This window comes from Candidatus Nitrosomarinus catalina (assembly GCF_002156965.1).
GTDB lineage: Archaea > Thermoproteota > Nitrososphaeria > Nitrososphaerales > Nitrosopumilaceae > Nitrosopumilus > Nitrosopumilus catalinensis.
This window is the reverse complement of the sequence record NZ_CP021324.1, coordinates 1,016,901-1,031,219: the sequence shown is the minus strand read 5'-3', so window position 1 is coordinate 1,031,219 and position 14,319 is coordinate 1,016,901. Positions and strand designations below refer to the sequence as shown.

At 33.2% G+C, this 14,319-nt stretch carries 22 protein-coding genes; 14 read left to right on the top strand and 8 right to left on the bottom strand.

Features of this window, described 5'->3' with window-relative positions:
* Positions 1-4: 4 nt before the first annotated feature.
* Positions 5-553 (bottom strand): hypothetical protein, encoded by a 549-nt coding sequence (locus NMSP_RS06260; protein ID WP_086907962.1) that lies wholly within the window; start codon positions 551-553, stop codon positions 5-7.
* 95 nt (positions 554-648) lie between these two features.
* On the opposite strand from NMSP_RS06260, the gene NMSP_RS06255 reads away from it, so the two are divergent.
* Positions 649-975 carry a hypothetical protein gene (locus tag NMSP_RS06255; RefSeq protein WP_086907961.1) on the top strand — a complete coding sequence of 109 codons (327 nt, stop codon included), beginning with the start codon at positions 649-651 and terminating at the stop codon, positions 973-975.
* 14 nt (positions 976-989) lie between these two features.
* Here NMSP_RS06255 and NMSP_RS06250 read toward each other — a convergent pair whose 3' ends face one another.
* Both NMSP_RS06250 and NMSP_RS06245 read right to left on the bottom strand, forming a co-directional pair.
* Positions 990-1,544 carry a hypothetical protein gene (locus NMSP_RS06250; RefSeq protein WP_086907960.1) on the bottom strand — a complete coding sequence of 185 codons (555 nt, stop codon included), beginning with the start codon at positions 1,542-1,544 and terminating at the stop codon, positions 990-992.
* A gap of 47 nt (positions 1,545-1,591) precedes the next feature.
* A complete protein-coding gene (locus NMSP_RS06245; RefSeq protein WP_086907959.1) occupies positions 1,592-2,368 on the bottom strand; it encodes a coenzyme F420-0:L-glutamate ligase in 777 nt (258 codons plus the stop codon).
* 73 nt (positions 2,369-2,441) lie between these two features.
* Here NMSP_RS06245 and NMSP_RS06240 point away from each other — a divergent pair, with 73 nt between their 5' ends.
* The 4 genes from NMSP_RS06240 to leuD are packed head-to-tail and all read left to right on the top strand — an operon-like array spanning position 2,442 to position 6,204.
* The gene (locus NMSP_RS06240; RefSeq protein ID WP_086907958.1) at positions 2,442-3,713 is read left to right on the top strand and encodes a 3-isopropylmalate dehydratase large subunit; all 1,272 of its coding nucleotides are present in this window, start codon (positions 2,442-2,444) and stop codon (positions 3,711-3,713) included.
* Positions 3,710-4,201 carry a LeuD/DmdB family oxidoreductase small subunit gene (locus tag NMSP_RS06235; protein ID WP_086907957.1) on the top strand — a complete coding sequence of 164 codons (492 nt, stop codon included), beginning with the start codon at positions 3,710-3,712 and terminating at the stop codon, positions 4,199-4,201. Before NMSP_RS06240 ends, NMSP_RS06235 begins: the two co-directional genes overlap by 4 nt.
* A gap of 1 nt (position 4,202) precedes the next feature.
* Positions 4,203-5,618, top strand: a complete 1,416-nt coding sequence (leuC, locus tag NMSP_RS06230; protein ID WP_086907956.1) for a 3-isopropylmalate dehydratase large subunit — start codon at positions 4,203-4,205, stop codon at positions 5,616-5,618.
* Between the two features lies 1 nt (position 5,619).
* On the top strand, positions 5,620-6,204 hold the full coding sequence (gene leuD, locus NMSP_RS06225; RefSeq protein WP_086907955.1) for a 3-isopropylmalate dehydratase small subunit: 585 nt from the start codon (positions 5,620-5,622) through the stop codon (positions 6,202-6,204).
* Here the strand turns inward: leuD and NMSP_RS06220 are convergent.
* From NMSP_RS06220 to NMSP_RS06200, 5 genes are read right to left on the bottom strand one after another with little or no spacing between them, the layout of a single operon-like run.
* On the bottom strand, positions 6,182-6,898 hold the full coding sequence (locus tag NMSP_RS06220) for a nucleotidyltransferase family protein (protein WP_086907954.1): 717 nt from the start codon (positions 6,896-6,898) through the stop codon (positions 6,182-6,184). The genes leuD and NMSP_RS06220 overlap by 23 nt on opposite strands.
* 3 nt (positions 6,899-6,901) lie before the next feature.
* Entirely contained in the window at positions 6,902-7,348 is a 447-nt protein-coding gene (locus tag NMSP_RS06215) for a 30S ribosomal protein S9 (protein ID WP_067959346.1), read from the bottom strand.
* Between the two features lies 1 nt (position 7,349).
* Positions 7,350-7,859 (bottom strand): 50S ribosomal protein L13, encoded by a 510-nt coding sequence (gene rplM, locus NMSP_RS06210; protein ID WP_086907953.1) that lies wholly within the window; start codon positions 7,857-7,859, stop codon positions 7,350-7,352.
* A complete protein-coding gene (locus NMSP_RS06205; RefSeq protein ID WP_086907952.1) occupies positions 7,852-8,199 on the bottom strand; it encodes a 50S ribosomal protein L18e in 348 nt (115 codons plus the stop codon). Before NMSP_RS06205 ends, rplM begins: the two co-directional genes overlap by 8 nt.
* Before the next feature lie 45 nt (positions 8,200-8,244).
* Positions 8,245-8,844 (bottom strand): DNA-directed RNA polymerase subunit D, encoded by a 600-nt coding sequence (locus tag NMSP_RS06200; RefSeq protein ID WP_225971261.1) that lies wholly within the window; start codon positions 8,842-8,844, stop codon positions 8,245-8,247.
* 85 nt (positions 8,845-8,929) lie between these two features.
* On the opposite strand from NMSP_RS06200, the gene NMSP_RS06195 reads away from it, so the two are divergent.
* From NMSP_RS06195 to NMSP_RS06155, 9 genes are read left to right on the top strand one after another with little or no spacing between them, the layout of a single operon-like run.
* Entirely contained in the window at positions 8,930-9,616 is a 687-nt protein-coding gene (locus tag NMSP_RS06195) for a ribosome assembly factor SBDS (RefSeq protein ID WP_086907950.1), read from the top strand.
* Positions 9,616-10,296: an exosome complex RNA-binding protein Rrp4 gene (gene rrp4 / locus NMSP_RS06190; protein WP_086907949.1), complete on the top strand. Its 681-nt coding sequence runs from the start codon at positions 9,616-9,618 to the stop codon at positions 10,294-10,296. The genes NMSP_RS06195 and rrp4 overlap by 1 nt, the downstream gene beginning before the upstream one ends.
* Positions 10,296-11,030: an exosome complex exonuclease Rrp41 gene (rrp41, locus tag NMSP_RS06185; protein WP_086907948.1), complete on the top strand. Its 735-nt coding sequence runs from the start codon at positions 10,296-10,298 to the stop codon at positions 11,028-11,030. Before rrp4 ends, rrp41 begins: the two co-directional genes overlap by 1 nt.
* Before the next feature lie 2 nt (positions 11,031-11,032).
* On the top strand, positions 11,033-11,851 hold the full coding sequence (rrp42, locus tag NMSP_RS06180) for an exosome complex protein Rrp42 (RefSeq protein ID WP_086907947.1): 819 nt from the start codon (positions 11,033-11,035) through the stop codon (positions 11,849-11,851).
* 1 nt (position 11,852) lies between these two features.
* Positions 11,853-12,065, top strand: coding sequence for an eL43 family ribosomal protein (locus NMSP_RS06175; protein WP_086907946.1), 213 nt, complete (start codon positions 11,853-11,855; stop codon positions 12,063-12,065).
* Positions 12,049-12,294 carry a KEOPS complex subunit Pcc1 gene (locus NMSP_RS06170; protein WP_086907945.1) on the top strand — a complete coding sequence of 82 codons (246 nt, stop codon included), beginning with the start codon at positions 12,049-12,051 and terminating at the stop codon, positions 12,292-12,294. The genes NMSP_RS06175 and NMSP_RS06170 overlap by 17 nt, the downstream gene beginning before the upstream one ends.
* Positions 12,295-12,317: 23 nt before the next feature.
* Positions 12,318-12,710, top strand: coding sequence for a prefoldin subunit beta (locus NMSP_RS06165; RefSeq protein WP_086907944.1), 393 nt, complete (start codon positions 12,318-12,320; stop codon positions 12,708-12,710).
* Positions 12,711-12,760: 50 nt separating this feature from the next.
* Positions 12,761-13,441: an ERCC4 domain-containing protein gene (locus tag NMSP_RS06160; protein WP_086907943.1), complete on the top strand. Its 681-nt coding sequence runs from the start codon at positions 12,761-12,763 to the stop codon at positions 13,439-13,441.
* A 55-nt stretch (positions 13,442-13,496) separates the two neighbouring features.
* Positions 13,497-14,315 carry an SIMPL domain-containing protein gene (locus NMSP_RS06155; protein ID WP_192866159.1) on the top strand — a complete coding sequence of 273 codons (819 nt, stop codon included), beginning with the start codon at positions 13,497-13,499 and terminating at the stop codon, positions 14,313-14,315.
* Positions 14,316-14,319 lie beyond the last annotated feature (4 nt).

Here is a 14,319-nt window from a genome sequence, read left to right as displayed (position 1 = left end):
ATACTTACTGATCAATTTCTTTTTTAATTTCTTTCCAAATATCCCCTCTGAAAGAATATTCTTTTTCTTTTGCGATTGCTTTATCCAATCTCCATCGAACTGATTCTATATCAAATTTGTAATTGACTTCTCTAATCCCTTTTGGAATTTTTTCAGGATCAAGATGATGAGGTAAAAGTTCAATCACAAAATCCATTTTCTCTATTGCGTTGTTAAACCACTGTCTTTCTACTACGTCAACAATAAATACAATTTTTGTATTTCCTTCAAAATTAATTTTAATTTTTAATGCATTACGACTTCCACGTCTACGTTTGTATTCTTTTAAAACATCTTTTACTTTTTCCCATCGCTTAAAATCAAACCATTTGAAGAATGCTTCATTAAATTCTAAGGGAATGTCGATATTTAGATAACTAACAAAATTTTCGTCATTATTTTCTATTTCTTCTTGTACTATCGTAAATCTGGAATTTAGAAATCCATATAGTACTTCTATTTCCCAAGGTGAAATTCCATAGTAAGTTAATTTTGTTTTTAGCGGTTCAGACAATAATTCATTCTGTTCAAATTTGTAATTAAAGCTTCAATTTTTGTTAAATTGGTTCAAAATATTAAAATTATATAGATAAACTTGCTATGATAACTATGAAGAAAGAATTTGTCGTAAAAAGTATTGATTCTGCTCCTGATGGAGCACCATATGTAGTACTTTCGTTATCTTCACTCAAAGATCTTAAAGAAGGCAATCAAAATCCTCCATCACCATTTGGCTCTCCAAAGGTTATGGGATTCTCAAACATGAATGATATGATGAAGGACTTAAACAAAATGATGTCTGGTGCTGGTGGTATGGGGATGCAATCTGGCATTACCCAATTAAAACTTGAAATGCATGAATACAAAGAGATGGGTCTTTCAGTTGGGGATAAAGTATTTCTTGAATTAACTAAAGAAGAAACACTCGGTGTTTAGATAATTTTTAATTTTTACCAAATAGTGTTGAAAAATTTCCAACCGTAAAATGCTGCAACTGTTGCAATAACAAATAGCATTGGTTTCCATGCAAATACTGGGATTCCTGGAGTTGCAAGTTTTACTTTATAGTTGTCAACTACTGTTGTAATATTTTTCTTAATTTTATCATGCCAAATATTGTAATCAATTTGATATTTTTTCAAAATTTCTTCAACTTCATAAACTACAGGGGTTCTTTGTGAAAACAAATGTTGAAGATAATCTCTTGATACTTCAACTTCTGCATGAATTCCAATTTTCCCATCTTCCAAATCTACCATTCTAACATGCATTTCCCATGGTTTTTTTAATTTCAAATTTAGACCACTACCGATTTGGTCTGGTTGCTTATGTTCTAGTTTTACTTTTGTAAATCCTTCTTCTCTGAAAATTCTAGTCAATTCTTCAAAACTTTTTTTGACAACAATGTGCAGTTGTTCTACTCCTTCTGTCTTGTCTACATGAATTTTGTGCTTTATGCCATCGATAAATGAGACTGTTTTTGGATATGTTGTCAAATATTCCATATTTTCTCTCTCTAATTCCTATATTTAAAAAAACTTCTCTTGTACCCTTAGTTTTTAGGTGGTTTTGAAAGGCCTCTTACATACACACATTGTTCTGGAGCAATTGCCATTTCTGAAGAATTAATTTTTCTATCTGTAAGTTTTGCACCTGAGTTTCTAACAATTGCAAATGGTTTTGATTCTCCTCCTTCTCCCATCTTATGATTTGCAATAGTTGCAAGATTATCCACCACTGCTTGAAATGTTACTTTTAATGGATTCCCGTCCAAATCTTTTTTTGATCTCATGTCTAATACTGGTTCAATTCCGGCACAAGATACTGCAACTCCTGATGTTCCAATTCTTGCTGGCATTAATCTACTATCTACTAAAATTATTCCCACATGAATTAATGATTTTAAGAAAATTTTTCTTCGAATTTGTTCAGCAATCAAATAAGGATCCTTTGGATATAGTATTGCTTTACCTTTTTTTGCATTTGATTTATCAATTCCTGCATTTGGTGCCATTATATTATCTGCAGATGTAATGACAAATCCTCCTATCCCACCAAAAATTTTATCTGATTCTCTAATGATGACTTCTGCAATTCCTGGTTTTAGATTAAATTCATTTGCAATTTTTTCTCCATATTCAGATGCTTTAATTTTCGCTAAATCTACAATTCTTCCTTGTGAATTTGAGACATATTTGGTAGAAATTACTATGACGTCTCCCTCCTCTAATTCTGTTTTATTTTTTTTTAAAGTATTTTCTAATTCTTCAAAAACGTCAAATTCTGTTTCCATTCTTTCAGCTAGTAGGGGTAAAACAGTTAATTGCACATATTCTGTTAGATTCTATTTCTTTTTTATTGTTCTGAAAAGCTTTTAATCCCAAGACTGAGCTTTTTCAATCATGAATATAGTTGAGAAGATCCTTGCACGTGCTTCAGGCAAGTCCTCAGTAGCACCTGATGACGTAGTATTTGCTGATGTTGATAAAGTAATGATGCATGATGTTTCTGGACCTGGTGTGCTCAAGGTATTTGATAAATTAAAGAAACAAGGAATTGCAGTCGATAAATTATGGGATCCAACAAAAGTTTGGGTAGCTGAAGATCATTTTGTACCATCAGCTGATAAATTGTCTGCAGAAAATATTGTAAAATTATCAAATTTCACTAAAAATTATGGTATTGAAAAACATTTCAAATATGGAATGGGCCAATATGGAATTTGTCATACATTATCACACGAACAAGCAATGGTAATGCCAGGTGATGTTTATGTTGGTGGTGATTCTCATACAAATACTACTGGAGCTTTAGGAGCATTTGCAGTTGGTTTAGGACATACTGACATTGCATATGTTTTGTTAAATGGAAATATTTGGTTTAAAGTTCCTGAAACTTATTACTTCAAACTAAATGGAAAATTACCTGATCATGTAATGGCCAAAGATTTGATTCTAAAAATTATTGGTGAAATTGGCAATGATGGTGGTGCATATAGAACAATGCAATTTGGTGGAAGTGGAATTGATGACATGTCTGTTGAAAGTAGATTGACTTTATGTAATATGACTACTGAAGCAGGAGCTAAAAATGGAATTGTAGAACCTGATCAAAAAGTTGTAGATTATCTTTCTTCAAAAGGTGCAACAAATTTCAATATAGTTAATGGTGATGCTGATGCAGAATATGCTAAAGTTTTTGAATTTGAAAGTTCTGAAATGGAACCAATCATTGCCAAACCTTTCTCCCCTGATAATACATGTGTTGTTAGTGAAGCTCCTTCTGTGGAATTGGATAAATCTTACATCGGTTCTTGTACTGGTGCAAAGTATGAGGATTTGGAAGCTGCAGCAAAAGTTCTCAAAGGAAGAAAAGTAAAGATAAGAACTGAAATTTTACCTGCTGCAATCTCAATTTATCAACGTGCAATGGAAAATGGATTGTTGAAAATTTTCTTAGATGCTGGTGTTACTGTTGGACCTCCAACCTGTGGTGCCTGCTGTGGTGCTCATATGGGAGTATTAGCTAAAGATGAAATTTGTATTAGTACAACTAACCGAAATTTCCCTGGTAGAATGGGACATGTTGAATCACAAACATATCTTTCATCTCCGATGGTGGCAGCAGCTTCTGCAGTTACTGGAAAAATAACTGATCCAAGGGATTTGATATGAAAGGAAACGTCATAAAATACGATCGTGATAACATCGATACTGATGTAATTATTCCAGGTCAATATCTAAAAGTCCATGATTATGCTGAACTTGCAACTCATGCTATGGAGGGATTGGATCCTGATTTTCATTCAAAAGTAAAAGAAGGTGATTTTATTTTATCTGGAAAGAATTTTGGTTCTGGTTCTTCTCGTGAACATGCTCCAATTGCATTATCTCACTCTGGAGTTAAAGCAATACTTGCTTTGTCTTTTGCAAGAATTTTTTATAGAAATTCTGTAGATGGTGCATTTTTGTTACCTATTGAAATTGGTCAAGATGCATATGATGGGATTTCTGATGGTGATGAACTTGATATTGATATTTCAACCAATGAAATAAAAAATCTAACAAAAAATGAATCATACAAAATGAAACCTTTTTCTGAAATTATTGGAAAAATAATTGAAGCCGGTGGATTATTCAAGTATAACCCCGAATTGGATTAAAATGGGAAAAACACTTTTTGACAAAATTTGGGAATCTCATATTGTAGTTGAAAAACAAAATGAACCCGCCTTAATTTACATAGATAGACATCTTGTTCATGAAGTTACTTCTCCTCAAGCATTTGATGGGTTACGAATGAACAATAGGAAAGTTAGAAGACCTGATTTAACTATTGCAACAATGGATCATAATGTTCCTACTAGTGATCGTTCTTTACCTATTTTGGACCAAACTTCTGCAGTTCAAATTAAAACACTTGAGAATAATTGTAAGGATTTTGGAATAAAATTATTTGATATTAACAGCCCAAATCAGGGAATCGTGCATGTTATTGGACCTCAATTAGGTATAACATTACCTGGAACTACAATTGTTTGCGGCGACAGTCATACTTCTACACATGGTGCTTTTGGTGCATTAGCATTGGGAATTGGTACAAGTGAAGTGGAGCATGTTTTGGCATCTCAAACTTTGTGGCTAGAAAAACCAAAAACATTTGAAGTTAGAGTTGAAGGAAAAAGAAAGAATCCTCATGCAGTAACTGCAAAAGATATAATTTTATCAATCATCAAAAATATTGGAACTGCTGGTGGAACTGGAACTGTAATTGAATATCGCGGTGAAGGAATTACTGATCTTTCTATGGAACAACGAATGACAATTTGTAATATGTCTATTGAAGGAGGAGCTCGAGCAGGATTGATTGCACCTGATCAAAAAACTTTTGATTATTTACGAAACAGAGAATATACTCCAAAAAATTATGATTCTCTTGTATCTGATTGGAAAGTAAATCTCAAAACTGATTCTGATGCTACTTTTGATAAAACATTTGTTTTAGATATCAATGAAATTGCCCCACAAGTAAGTTGGGGAACAAACCCTGGAATGACTTGTGATATTGATGAATCTATTCCATCTCCTGATGAATTTTCTAATGGTAATGCTAATCAAAAGAAAGGTGCTGAAAAAGCTCTTGAGTATATGGCACTTGAATCTGGAACTTTAATTGAGGATATTGAAATTGATAGAGTGTTTATCGGTTCTTGTACTAATGCAAGACTAGAGGATCTTATTGAAGCATCAAAAGTGATTCAAGGACAAAAAGTTGCATCTAATGTTAGTGCAATGGTCGTCCCAGGTTCTCAAATGGTAAAAAAACAAGCTGAAGAGATGGGGTTGGATAAAATTTTCATTGATGCAAATTTTGAATGGAGAGAGGCTGGTTGCAGTATGTGTTTAGGCATGAATCCTGATATTTTGTCTCCTGGTGAAAGATGTGCTAGTACATCAAATAGAAATTTTGAAGGCAGACAAGGCAATGGTGGTAGAACTCATTTGGTAAGCCCAGTCATGGCCGCAGCAGCCGCAATACATGGACATTTTGTTGATGTAAGGAAATTGGATTTGAATTAACATGGAGCCTTTTCAAAATGTAAAAAGCATTGTTACTCCTCTTGATAAAGTCAATGTGGATACTGATCAAATTATTCCCAAACAATTTTTAAAATTAGTTCAAAAGTCTGGATTTGGTAAATTCTTATTTTTTAATTGGCGATATGATGAAAATGAAAATTTGAAATCTGATTTTGTTTTGAATAATTCTAAATATGATGACTCAAAAATTTTAGTAGCAGGAGATAATTTTGGATGCGGTTCTAGTAGAGAGCATGCAGTTTGGGCTTTAGATGATTATGGTTTTTCTGTAATAATATCCTCTTCTTTTGCTGATATTTTTTTTAGCAATTGTTTCAAAAATGGAATTCTTCCTATTACATTAGATTCTACGCTGGTGGAGAAACTTCAACATGAGACTAACCAAATTGTAGTAGATTTAGAAAATCAGGTAATTAAAACGCCTTCAGAAAATATCTCTTTTGAAATCAATTCTCACAAGAAAAAAATTCTCTTGGAGGGGTTAGATGACATTGCACAAACTCTTCAGCATGAGGAAAAAATTTCTGAATTTGAAGAGAACTCTACAATCCCATCTGTTTTATGATTTTCGTTACTAATTTCTCGTTTCTCTCTAAAATCATTGGTGATTCTGCATCAATCCATTCTCTTTGTTCTATATCGTGAGCACTAATTTTACCTTCTTTTGATAATTCTTGTAAAATATCAAATGATAAATTTACTTGTTTTTTCTTTTTCTTTTTAATTCTCTGAATGATTTCTTTTCCTAACATGTAGATTCCTAAACATTCTGATAATTGTAATTTCATAATTGGCTTTTCTTTAAACTCTGTAATTATTCCATCTTCTACCACTGCAAAACCTGTTTCTTCTTTTCTCTTTGTTCTAGTTGCAATACATGCCAAACTGTTTTTTTCTTTGAAAGTTTTTCTCATTTTTGTAATATCTAATGCACATAGATTGTCTACAAACCACAAGAGAAATTCTGATTCATTTTTTAATTCCTTTTGAATGTGGAGTAAATCCCCTCCTGTTCCACTTTGTGAATCTTGAATAAATTTAATATTTTTTTGATTTCCATAATAATTTTTGATCTGACCTCCTAAACCAGTATAATCTGAAATGATGATGATTTCATTAATGAACTTGAATGATTTTAGATATCTGACAACATAATCAATCAAAGGTTTTCCGTTAATTGGTGTCATCGCTTTTGGAAAATATTCTGTATATGGTTTTCCACGGGTGCCTTTACCACCAGCTAAAATTACAGCCTTCACAGTCTAACGGTATGACTTCTGTTTTCTTCTTCTTGCACCAGGTCCGCCAAATTTCTTTGGTTCTTTTTGTCTGGCGTCTCCACTAACTAGATATTTGTCAAAATCAGTAATTCTTTTTCTGAGGTCTTCTCTAGTTGATTTTGGGAAAGGATGATCTTTTGGCTCTTTTTTAGATTTTGTCCAGCCTACTAATGCTCTGGTAATTGCAGTTGCTACTGCACTTGCTTGTCCCATGAATCCTCCACCTCTAACTCTTACAGAAATATCGATTTTATCTCTCAAATCTCCTGTAATTTCAAGTGGTGCTAAAATGACTTCACGGGCTGTTTCTTGTGGAATCATTTCTACTGGAACGTTGTTAATTCTAACTTTACCTACACCTTTTGTAATGTATACGTGAGCACTAGCTGTTTTTCTAGTTGCAAAATAAATTTCAGTTTTTGGAATCATCTTATTCTGTCCATCCTATTACTCTACATATTTCTGCTAATGTTGTGTAATTAGAAGCTGCTCTTTTGATTAATGCTTTTTCAAACTGTGTTTTCTCTAATGGTTTTGTATCATTTGGTGCACCGATGTATGTTCTTAATCTTTGGAATGCTAATTTGCCTGATGGTTTTCTATCAAATGGTAACATTTGACGAATCATCTTTGCAATGATTGTATCTGGTCTTCTATAGTGTACCGGTCCGTGTTTGTAATTGATAATACTGTTAATTTCTAAAAATTCTCTATATTCTTGAATTTGATTTGATCTTGTTCCACTCATCATAATTTTTTCACAATTGATTACTGTGACTCTTTGACCTTGTAATAGCAATTTAGCAACATTTGATGCTAATCTACCTGCAATGTGATTTGTTGCATCAACGACAATTGGTCTATCTGTTCTAATAACAACCTCTTGTTTGGAAGTGTTTGAATTTCTTCCAGCAGGTCTGTTTAATCTTCCATTAGCCAAGTAGTACTACTCCTTTACCTGTTGGGTTTTGTTTGATTAAATCTGCATGTGAGATTAATTTTCCACCATTTTCTAAAACTTTGGCTGCTGCAGAATTTGAAATTGAAAATGAACATAATGTGATTTTGTGAGAAATATTTCCTGTTCCTAAAACTTTACCTGGAAAAACTACTGTATCGTTATCTTTGGTTAATTGACTAATTCTATTGAGATTGATATCTCTTCTAGCAATTGATGGTTTTAGAGCGTATTCTGCCAATTTACCCCAAATTGGAGCATCATTTTTGGTTGATGCTTTCTTAAGATCGCTAGCCATACGAATTACAACTTGATTAGTCATGTGAATAATCCGGCTTAAAACCCAAATATAATGTCTATGCTTCTACTATTCCTCGATATTGTTGATCATATCTTTGAATTCAACAACTCTTCTACTAACTTCTTCTACTCCTTCTAGAACAATTTGTTCTGGATTTAGTGCTCCTGTTGACTCTATGGTGAGTATTTTCTCATCATCTTTGTCAGTATCTGTGAGCATAGCAACGTTAGAAGCATTCCACTTTGCATGTTCTGTGCCACGTCCTAGTCTTGCATAACATTCGACTTTGATTTTTTGACCTGGGGCCAATTGAACAATTGGAACTTTTTCAGATACTGGCTTAATACTCTCATCTTCAGAAGATAATTCTCCTGATAATACAGTTCTAGTTTCTTCAGATATTCCTGAATCTAACACTAGTAGGATTTTATCTGATTCATTATATTTACTCAAATCTGTTTTTAATGGAATCAAACCCAATCTGTGAGCTAAACCCTCGTCAGGTAAAACAGATGTGTTTTCAATAATGTCTACTGTATCAATTGCAAAAACTGGAACTCCGTTTAAACAAACACGTCTTAAAGCATTTGCATATTGTAATGGAACACCTTTTAGCTTTAAGGCTATCTTTTCAGAATCTTTTGTAATAACGTCTAATGATGACAAATCTTGTTGAAAATCGTCAAAGTGCACATAAAAATCTAGCTAGCTTTACGTATAGATAAATACCAAATTACAATAGTACTAAGATATGGCAGACGTTACAGTAGTTAGATTCTCCTTTGAAGGTGAAAAATTTGAAATATTGGTAAAGCCAGATCCTGCTTTGGATTACAAATTAGGTAAGAAAAAGGATATTTCTTCGGTTTTAGTTTCTGAAGAAATCTATACTGATTCTGGAAAAGGAACAAAGCCCTCTACTGAAAAATTACTCGCTGCATTCAAAACTGAAGATAAAACCGAGATTGCTCAAATAATGTTTGAAAAAGGAGATCTAAATCTTACTACTGATCAAAGACGAAAAATGGTGGATCAGAAAAGAAAACAAATTGTTGAATATATTGCCAAAACTTTTGTTGATCCAAAAACTCACTTACCTCATCCTCCATTACGAATTGAACAAGCAATGAAAGATGGTCGTGTATCCATTGAACCTCAAAAAAGCGTCGAAGAACAAGTTAAAGATATTGTTGAAAAATTACGTTCAATTATTGCATTAAAATCTGAAAATCTCCAATTGGAGATCACTATTCCTGCACAATATGCCTCTCAATCTTACTCGGTTTTGAAATCTGTCGGTTCGCTAAAAAAAGAAGAATGGCAAAATAATGGTTCACTAAAAGCAATACTTGAAATACCCGCAGCAGCAAGGCCAAACGTGATTGACAGATTAGGTTCTATTACCAAGGGTTCTGCCACTGTAGAGGTAATGAAATAATGGCAGATAAGAGAAAATACGTTATTCCTGGTGATGTAATTACCAGTGGACCTTTTAGACCTGAACAAAATGTAGTTTTAGAAGGAAATAACATAATTTCTACATCTGTTGGTATATCTGAAATTTATGAAGATTCTGTTAAAGTCATTCCTCTAACTGGAAAATATATTCCTAAAATTAATGATCTTGTAATTGGTAAAGTTATTTCTCATACATCATTATCTTGGGAATTAGATGTAAATTCTTGCTATGTTGGATTTTTACCTGCTCAGGATGTTTTTGGAAGAGACTTTTCAACTCATGCTGATGAACTTTCAAGTAAATTAAAAACTGGTGATTTGGTAGCTGCCAGAATTGCAAATTTTGACAGAACTAGAGATCCTCTTATTACAATATCTGATAGAGACTTAGGTAAAATTGATGATGGAATTTTAGTAAAAATTTCTCCAAGTAAAGTTCCACGTTTGATTGGCAAAAAAGGAAGTATGATACAAATGATTGAAATGGGAACTAATGCTGCCATTACAATTGGCCAAAATGGCTGGGTTGTTATTTCCTGTGAGACTGAAGAAGGGCTCTCAAAAGCTAAAAAGGCAGTTGAAATGGTTAATGAAAAAGCACATATTGCTAATTTAACTGATTTAATTAAAGAAATGTTAGATGGAAAGGATGAATCATAATGGGTGGACGAGATGCAACCATGGTCTTATTGGACGAAAATGGCATTCGCTGTGATGGACGTAAAATAGACGAACCACGCAGAATTATGATTAAAGCCGGCGGACTAAAAAATGCTGATGGCTCTGCTTACATTGAATTTGGCGATAACAAAATTTTAGTTGGTGTATTTGGACCAAGAGATGTTCATCCAAAACACATGTCAAATACTGACACTGGAATTTTAAGAGTTAGATATCACATGGAACCATTTTCTGTTGGTGAACGAAAAAGACCAGCACCTTCAAGAAGAGAAATTGAAATATCTAAAGTAATCAAAGAAGCATTAGAACCTGCAGTAATGTTGGAGAAATTCCCAAGAACTGCAGTTGATGTATTTATTGAAGTTTTACAGGCTGATGGTGGAACTAGATGTGCTGCCCTTACCGCAGCATCTGTTGCATTAGCTGATGCTGGTATCCCGATGAGAGATATGGTTGCAGCAATTGCTTCAGGTAAAGTAGCAGATACAATTATTCTTGATGTTAACAATGAAGAGGATCAAGCAGGTCAAGCCGATATGCCAATTGGATATATGCCAAGTATGAAAAAAATTACTTTATTACAATTAGACGGTGTCTTAACTCCAGAAGAATACAAAAAATGTGTTGATGTTGGAGTTAAAGGATGTGAGGTTGTTTATGAACTTCAAAAGAAAGCACTACATGACAAGTACTTTGGAAACCGGGGAGATTAGATATGACAAGCGTTTCAGTTATTGATGAACTAAAAAGAGCACAAATTCTAGAATTATTAGAACAAGGAAAAAGAGTTGATGGAAGAGCACTAGATGAACCAAGAAAAATATGCATCGAAATTGACGCAATTCCTAAAGCAAACGGTTCTGCAAGAGTTTATCTTGGTGATACTCAAGTTTTGTGTGGTGTAAAAATCCAACCAGACAAACCTTTCCCAGATGTAGGTGACAAGGGTATGTTTATGTGCACTGCTGAATTATTGCCTCTTTCACATCCTACTGTTGAAACTGGACCTCCACAAGCACCTGTCATTGAATTGGCAAGAGTTGTTGATAGGGGAATTCGAGAAAGTCATATGGTTGATGTTTCTGATTTAGTAATTGAAAAGGACAAATCTGTAGTTGGTGTATTTGCAGATGTTGTGGCAATTGATTATGACGGAAATCTTTTTGATGCATGCTCTTATGCTGCAACTGCTGCTTTACTTACATCAAAAACTCCAACATGGGAGATGGTTGATGACCAACCTTCAGTTGTTGAGGGTGCAGACAAACCGTTACCTATAACCACAATTCCTGTATCTGTAACCATGGGAAAAATTGGAAATTACATTGTTGTTGATCCTAATGGCGATGAATGGGAAAGTATGGATTCAAGAATTACTATAACTACAGATTCTGATGGAAATATTGTTGCACTTCAAAAAGGTGGCAGCGATGGATTTACACAAGAAGAAATCAATCAATGTGGAGATTTATCAATTAAAGTAGGAGCAAAAATAAGGGAACAATTAAAATCCTCAAAACAGGAGGGTCAATAATATGGCAAAAGCAAAGAAATCACTTAAAGGCTTAGGTGCACGTTACGGAATTAAACTTAGAAAACAATACACAAAAGTTCATCTTCAATTAAAACAAAAAAGAAGTTGTCCTGAATGTGGTTCCCAAACATTTGGCAGAGATGCTGTTGGAATTTGGTCTTGTAAGAAATGTAACTATAAAGTTGCTGGAACTGCATATGACATTAAACTATAGTGCAAAAATCACTGTAGATGCTAAAGATAAAAACAATGCAATTTTTGATTCTGTAAACACAGATAATGAGTTTTATCCTGAAAATCCTGTTAAAACTAAAATCAAATTAGATAAAAAATTAGTAATTTCCGCTGAAACTGATCAAATTGCACATCTTAGAGCAAATCTAAATTCAACACTCCGATTAATTCAAGCTAGCTACGATACAATTGAATCGGTAAAGATATAATCAGATTAATTTCACAGATATTCATGTCTGCTGGACAAATGCCCCCATGGCTTCAAGAACAAATTGGAAAATTACAACAATCTCAACAAAATTTACAATCCATAATGACTCAAAGACAACATCTTGAAATGGAAAAAGCAGAAACTGAAAAAGCTGTTGATGAATTAAAGAAAGTTGCTGATGGTGATTCTGTCTTTAAGCAAGCTGGAACTGTATTAATTAAATCTGATAAAAAAACACTAGTTGATGAATTAGAGGAAAAAATAGAATTAGCAAAAACTAGATCAACTGTTCTTGAAAAACAAGAAGTTCGTGTAAAAGAAACTCTCAAAGAACAAGAAGCAAAAATCACTGAAATGATGAAAAGTGGTAGTGCCCCTCCACCTCCAGCAGCAGATGACAACCCTAGAAAATAATTTTAGTCTATTTCAAATAAGATATTAACAATTCATTATAATTGATATTTGTGAAATTAGAAAATCTTCGAATAATTGTTGATGAACGAGAAACTAAAAGTGGAATTCCAAAATTACTCAAAGCAATTGGCATGAATGTGGAAATGAAAACACTTCCAATTGGTGATTATATTGTTGCACCTGAAACCATTGTTGAAAGAAAAAGTATCAAGGATTTGATGGCTTCTGTTTTTGATGGAAGATTATATGACCAATGCAGTAGACTCAAAGAGCATTTTGCAAATCCTATAGTTTTACTAGAAGGAAATGTTGATGAAATTGAAGAGATTACTGACAATCCCTTAGTTTTCTATGGTGCTATTTCTCGAGTTGCTTTGGAATTTAAAATTCCTATAATCCCTACCCCAAGTGCATCTCACACTGCAAAATTATTAGTTTCAATGTGTTCTAAAAAAGATGGGCCAACAGGTCCTTACTTGAAAAAAATTAAAAAATCATCAAATTTAGAAACTCAGCAATTATCCACACTTTGTAGTTTGCCTGGAATTGGTGAAAAATTTGCAGTTCGAATGCTTGAAAAATTTGGTACTCCATCAAAAGTTTTTAGCGCAACCACTTCTGAATTGGCCAAAGTTGAGGGATTGGGTGAAGCTCGTGCAAAAAAAATCAAAAACATGTTGACAACTAAAAATAAACTTCAAAAGGAAAGTTCCCAAAAGACATTGACATAACTATTACTGTCATTTTGTTTCATCGATTTTTATAGGATATGATTTTAGAATTTCTGTGGACAACCGTGTCAATGTTGCAGTTGTAGTTGGTGTAATCTTTGTTTTAGCTTTTGCTGTAACTTTAACTCAAAGCGATAAACAAGTTGAATCTCAGGTAATTGGAGATGATATTCCTGAAGAATTAATTTATGAGTGGTTGAAAAAATATGATCCTTCTGAACAAACCATATCTGTTTCTGGTAGTGCAACTGCCTCTTCAAATCCTGATTCATTAGTAATTGTACTTGGAGTCGAATCTGAAGCCAAAACTGCTAATGATTCATTATCTCAAAATTCCGACTCTCTGAATTCTGTAATTTCTGCATTAACCAATTCTGGAATTTCTGAAGATGAAATTCAAACATCAAATTTTTCAATTTATCCAATATATGATAGCATAAAAGATCTTAGTGGAAACTGGAAACAAATTCTAAATGGATATCGTGTGTCAAATATTTTATTAATTCAAACTGACAAAATCAATTCTGCTGGAGATATTATTGATGCAGCAGTTTCTTCAGGAGCTAATCGTGTTGACAACATTTCATTTCAATTATCTGATGATAAATTACAAAAAATTAGTGATGACTTGATTTCTGATGCTATTAATGATGCAACCCAAAAAGCAGAAAAAGCACTAGTTCCGTTAAAACAAAAAATTGTTGGAGTAAAATCTGTAGTTATTCATGATAATGTAGTTCCATACTATGACAGTCCAATGCGTGCATCTTTTGATGGTTTTGCTGAATCATCAATGAAATCTGCACCAATCATGTCTGGTGATGAAGAAATTACCACAAATGTCAGTGTTGTATTTTATATTTCGCAGCAATAATTAT

What these genes read in the sequence shown, in the direction of transcription:
- NMSP_RS06255 (WP_086907961.1), top strand. Translation starts at nt 649, where the DNA reads ATGAAGAAAGAATTTGTCGTAAAAAGTATTGATTCTGCTCCTGATGGA.
- NMSP_RS06250 (WP_086907960.1), bottom strand. Translation starts at nt 1,544, where the DNA reads ATGGAATATTTGACAACATATCCAAAAACAGTCTCATTTATCGATGGC.
- NMSP_RS06240 (WP_086907958.1), top strand. Translation starts at nt 2,442, where the DNA reads ATGAATATAGTTGAGAAGATCCTTGCACGTGCTTCAGGCAAGTCCTCA.
- NMSP_RS06235 (WP_086907957.1), top strand. Translation starts at nt 3,710, where the DNA reads ATGAAAGGAAACGTCATAAAATACGATCGTGATAACATCGATACTGAT.
- leuC (WP_086907956.1), top strand. Translation starts at nt 4,203, where the DNA reads ATGGGAAAAACACTTTTTGACAAAATTTGGGAATCTCATATTGTAGTT.
- leuD (WP_086907955.1), top strand. Translation starts at nt 5,620, where the DNA reads ATGGAGCCTTTTCAAAATGTAAAAAGCATTGTTACTCCTCTTGATAAA.
- NMSP_RS06215 (WP_067959346.1), bottom strand. Translation starts at nt 7,348, where the DNA reads ATGATTCCAAAAACTGAAATTTATTTTGCAACTAGAAAAACAGCTAGT.
- NMSP_RS06205 (WP_086907952.1), bottom strand. Translation starts at nt 8,199, where the DNA reads ATGACTAATCAAGTTGTAATTCGTATGGCTAGCGATCTTAAGAAAGCA.
- NMSP_RS06195 (WP_086907950.1), top strand. Translation starts at nt 8,930, where the DNA reads ATGGCAGACGTTACAGTAGTTAGATTCTCCTTTGAAGGTGAAAAATTT.
- rrp4 (WP_086907949.1), top strand. Translation starts at nt 9,616, where the DNA reads ATGGCAGATAAGAGAAAATACGTTATTCCTGGTGATGTAATTACCAGT.
- rrp41 (WP_086907948.1), top strand. Translation starts at nt 10,296, where the DNA reads ATGGGTGGACGAGATGCAACCATGGTCTTATTGGACGAAAATGGCATT.
- rrp42 (WP_086907947.1), top strand. Translation starts at nt 11,033, where the DNA reads ATGACAAGCGTTTCAGTTATTGATGAACTAAAAAGAGCACAAATTCTA.
- NMSP_RS06175 (WP_086907946.1), top strand. Translation starts at nt 11,853, where the DNA reads ATGGCAAAAGCAAAGAAATCACTTAAAGGCTTAGGTGCACGTTACGGA.
- NMSP_RS06170 (WP_086907945.1), top strand. Translation starts at nt 12,049, where the DNA reads ATGACATTAAACTATAGTGCAAAAATCACTGTAGATGCTAAAGATAAA.
- NMSP_RS06165 (WP_086907944.1), top strand. Translation starts at nt 12,318, where the DNA reads ATGTCTGCTGGACAAATGCCCCCATGGCTTCAAGAACAAATTGGAAAA.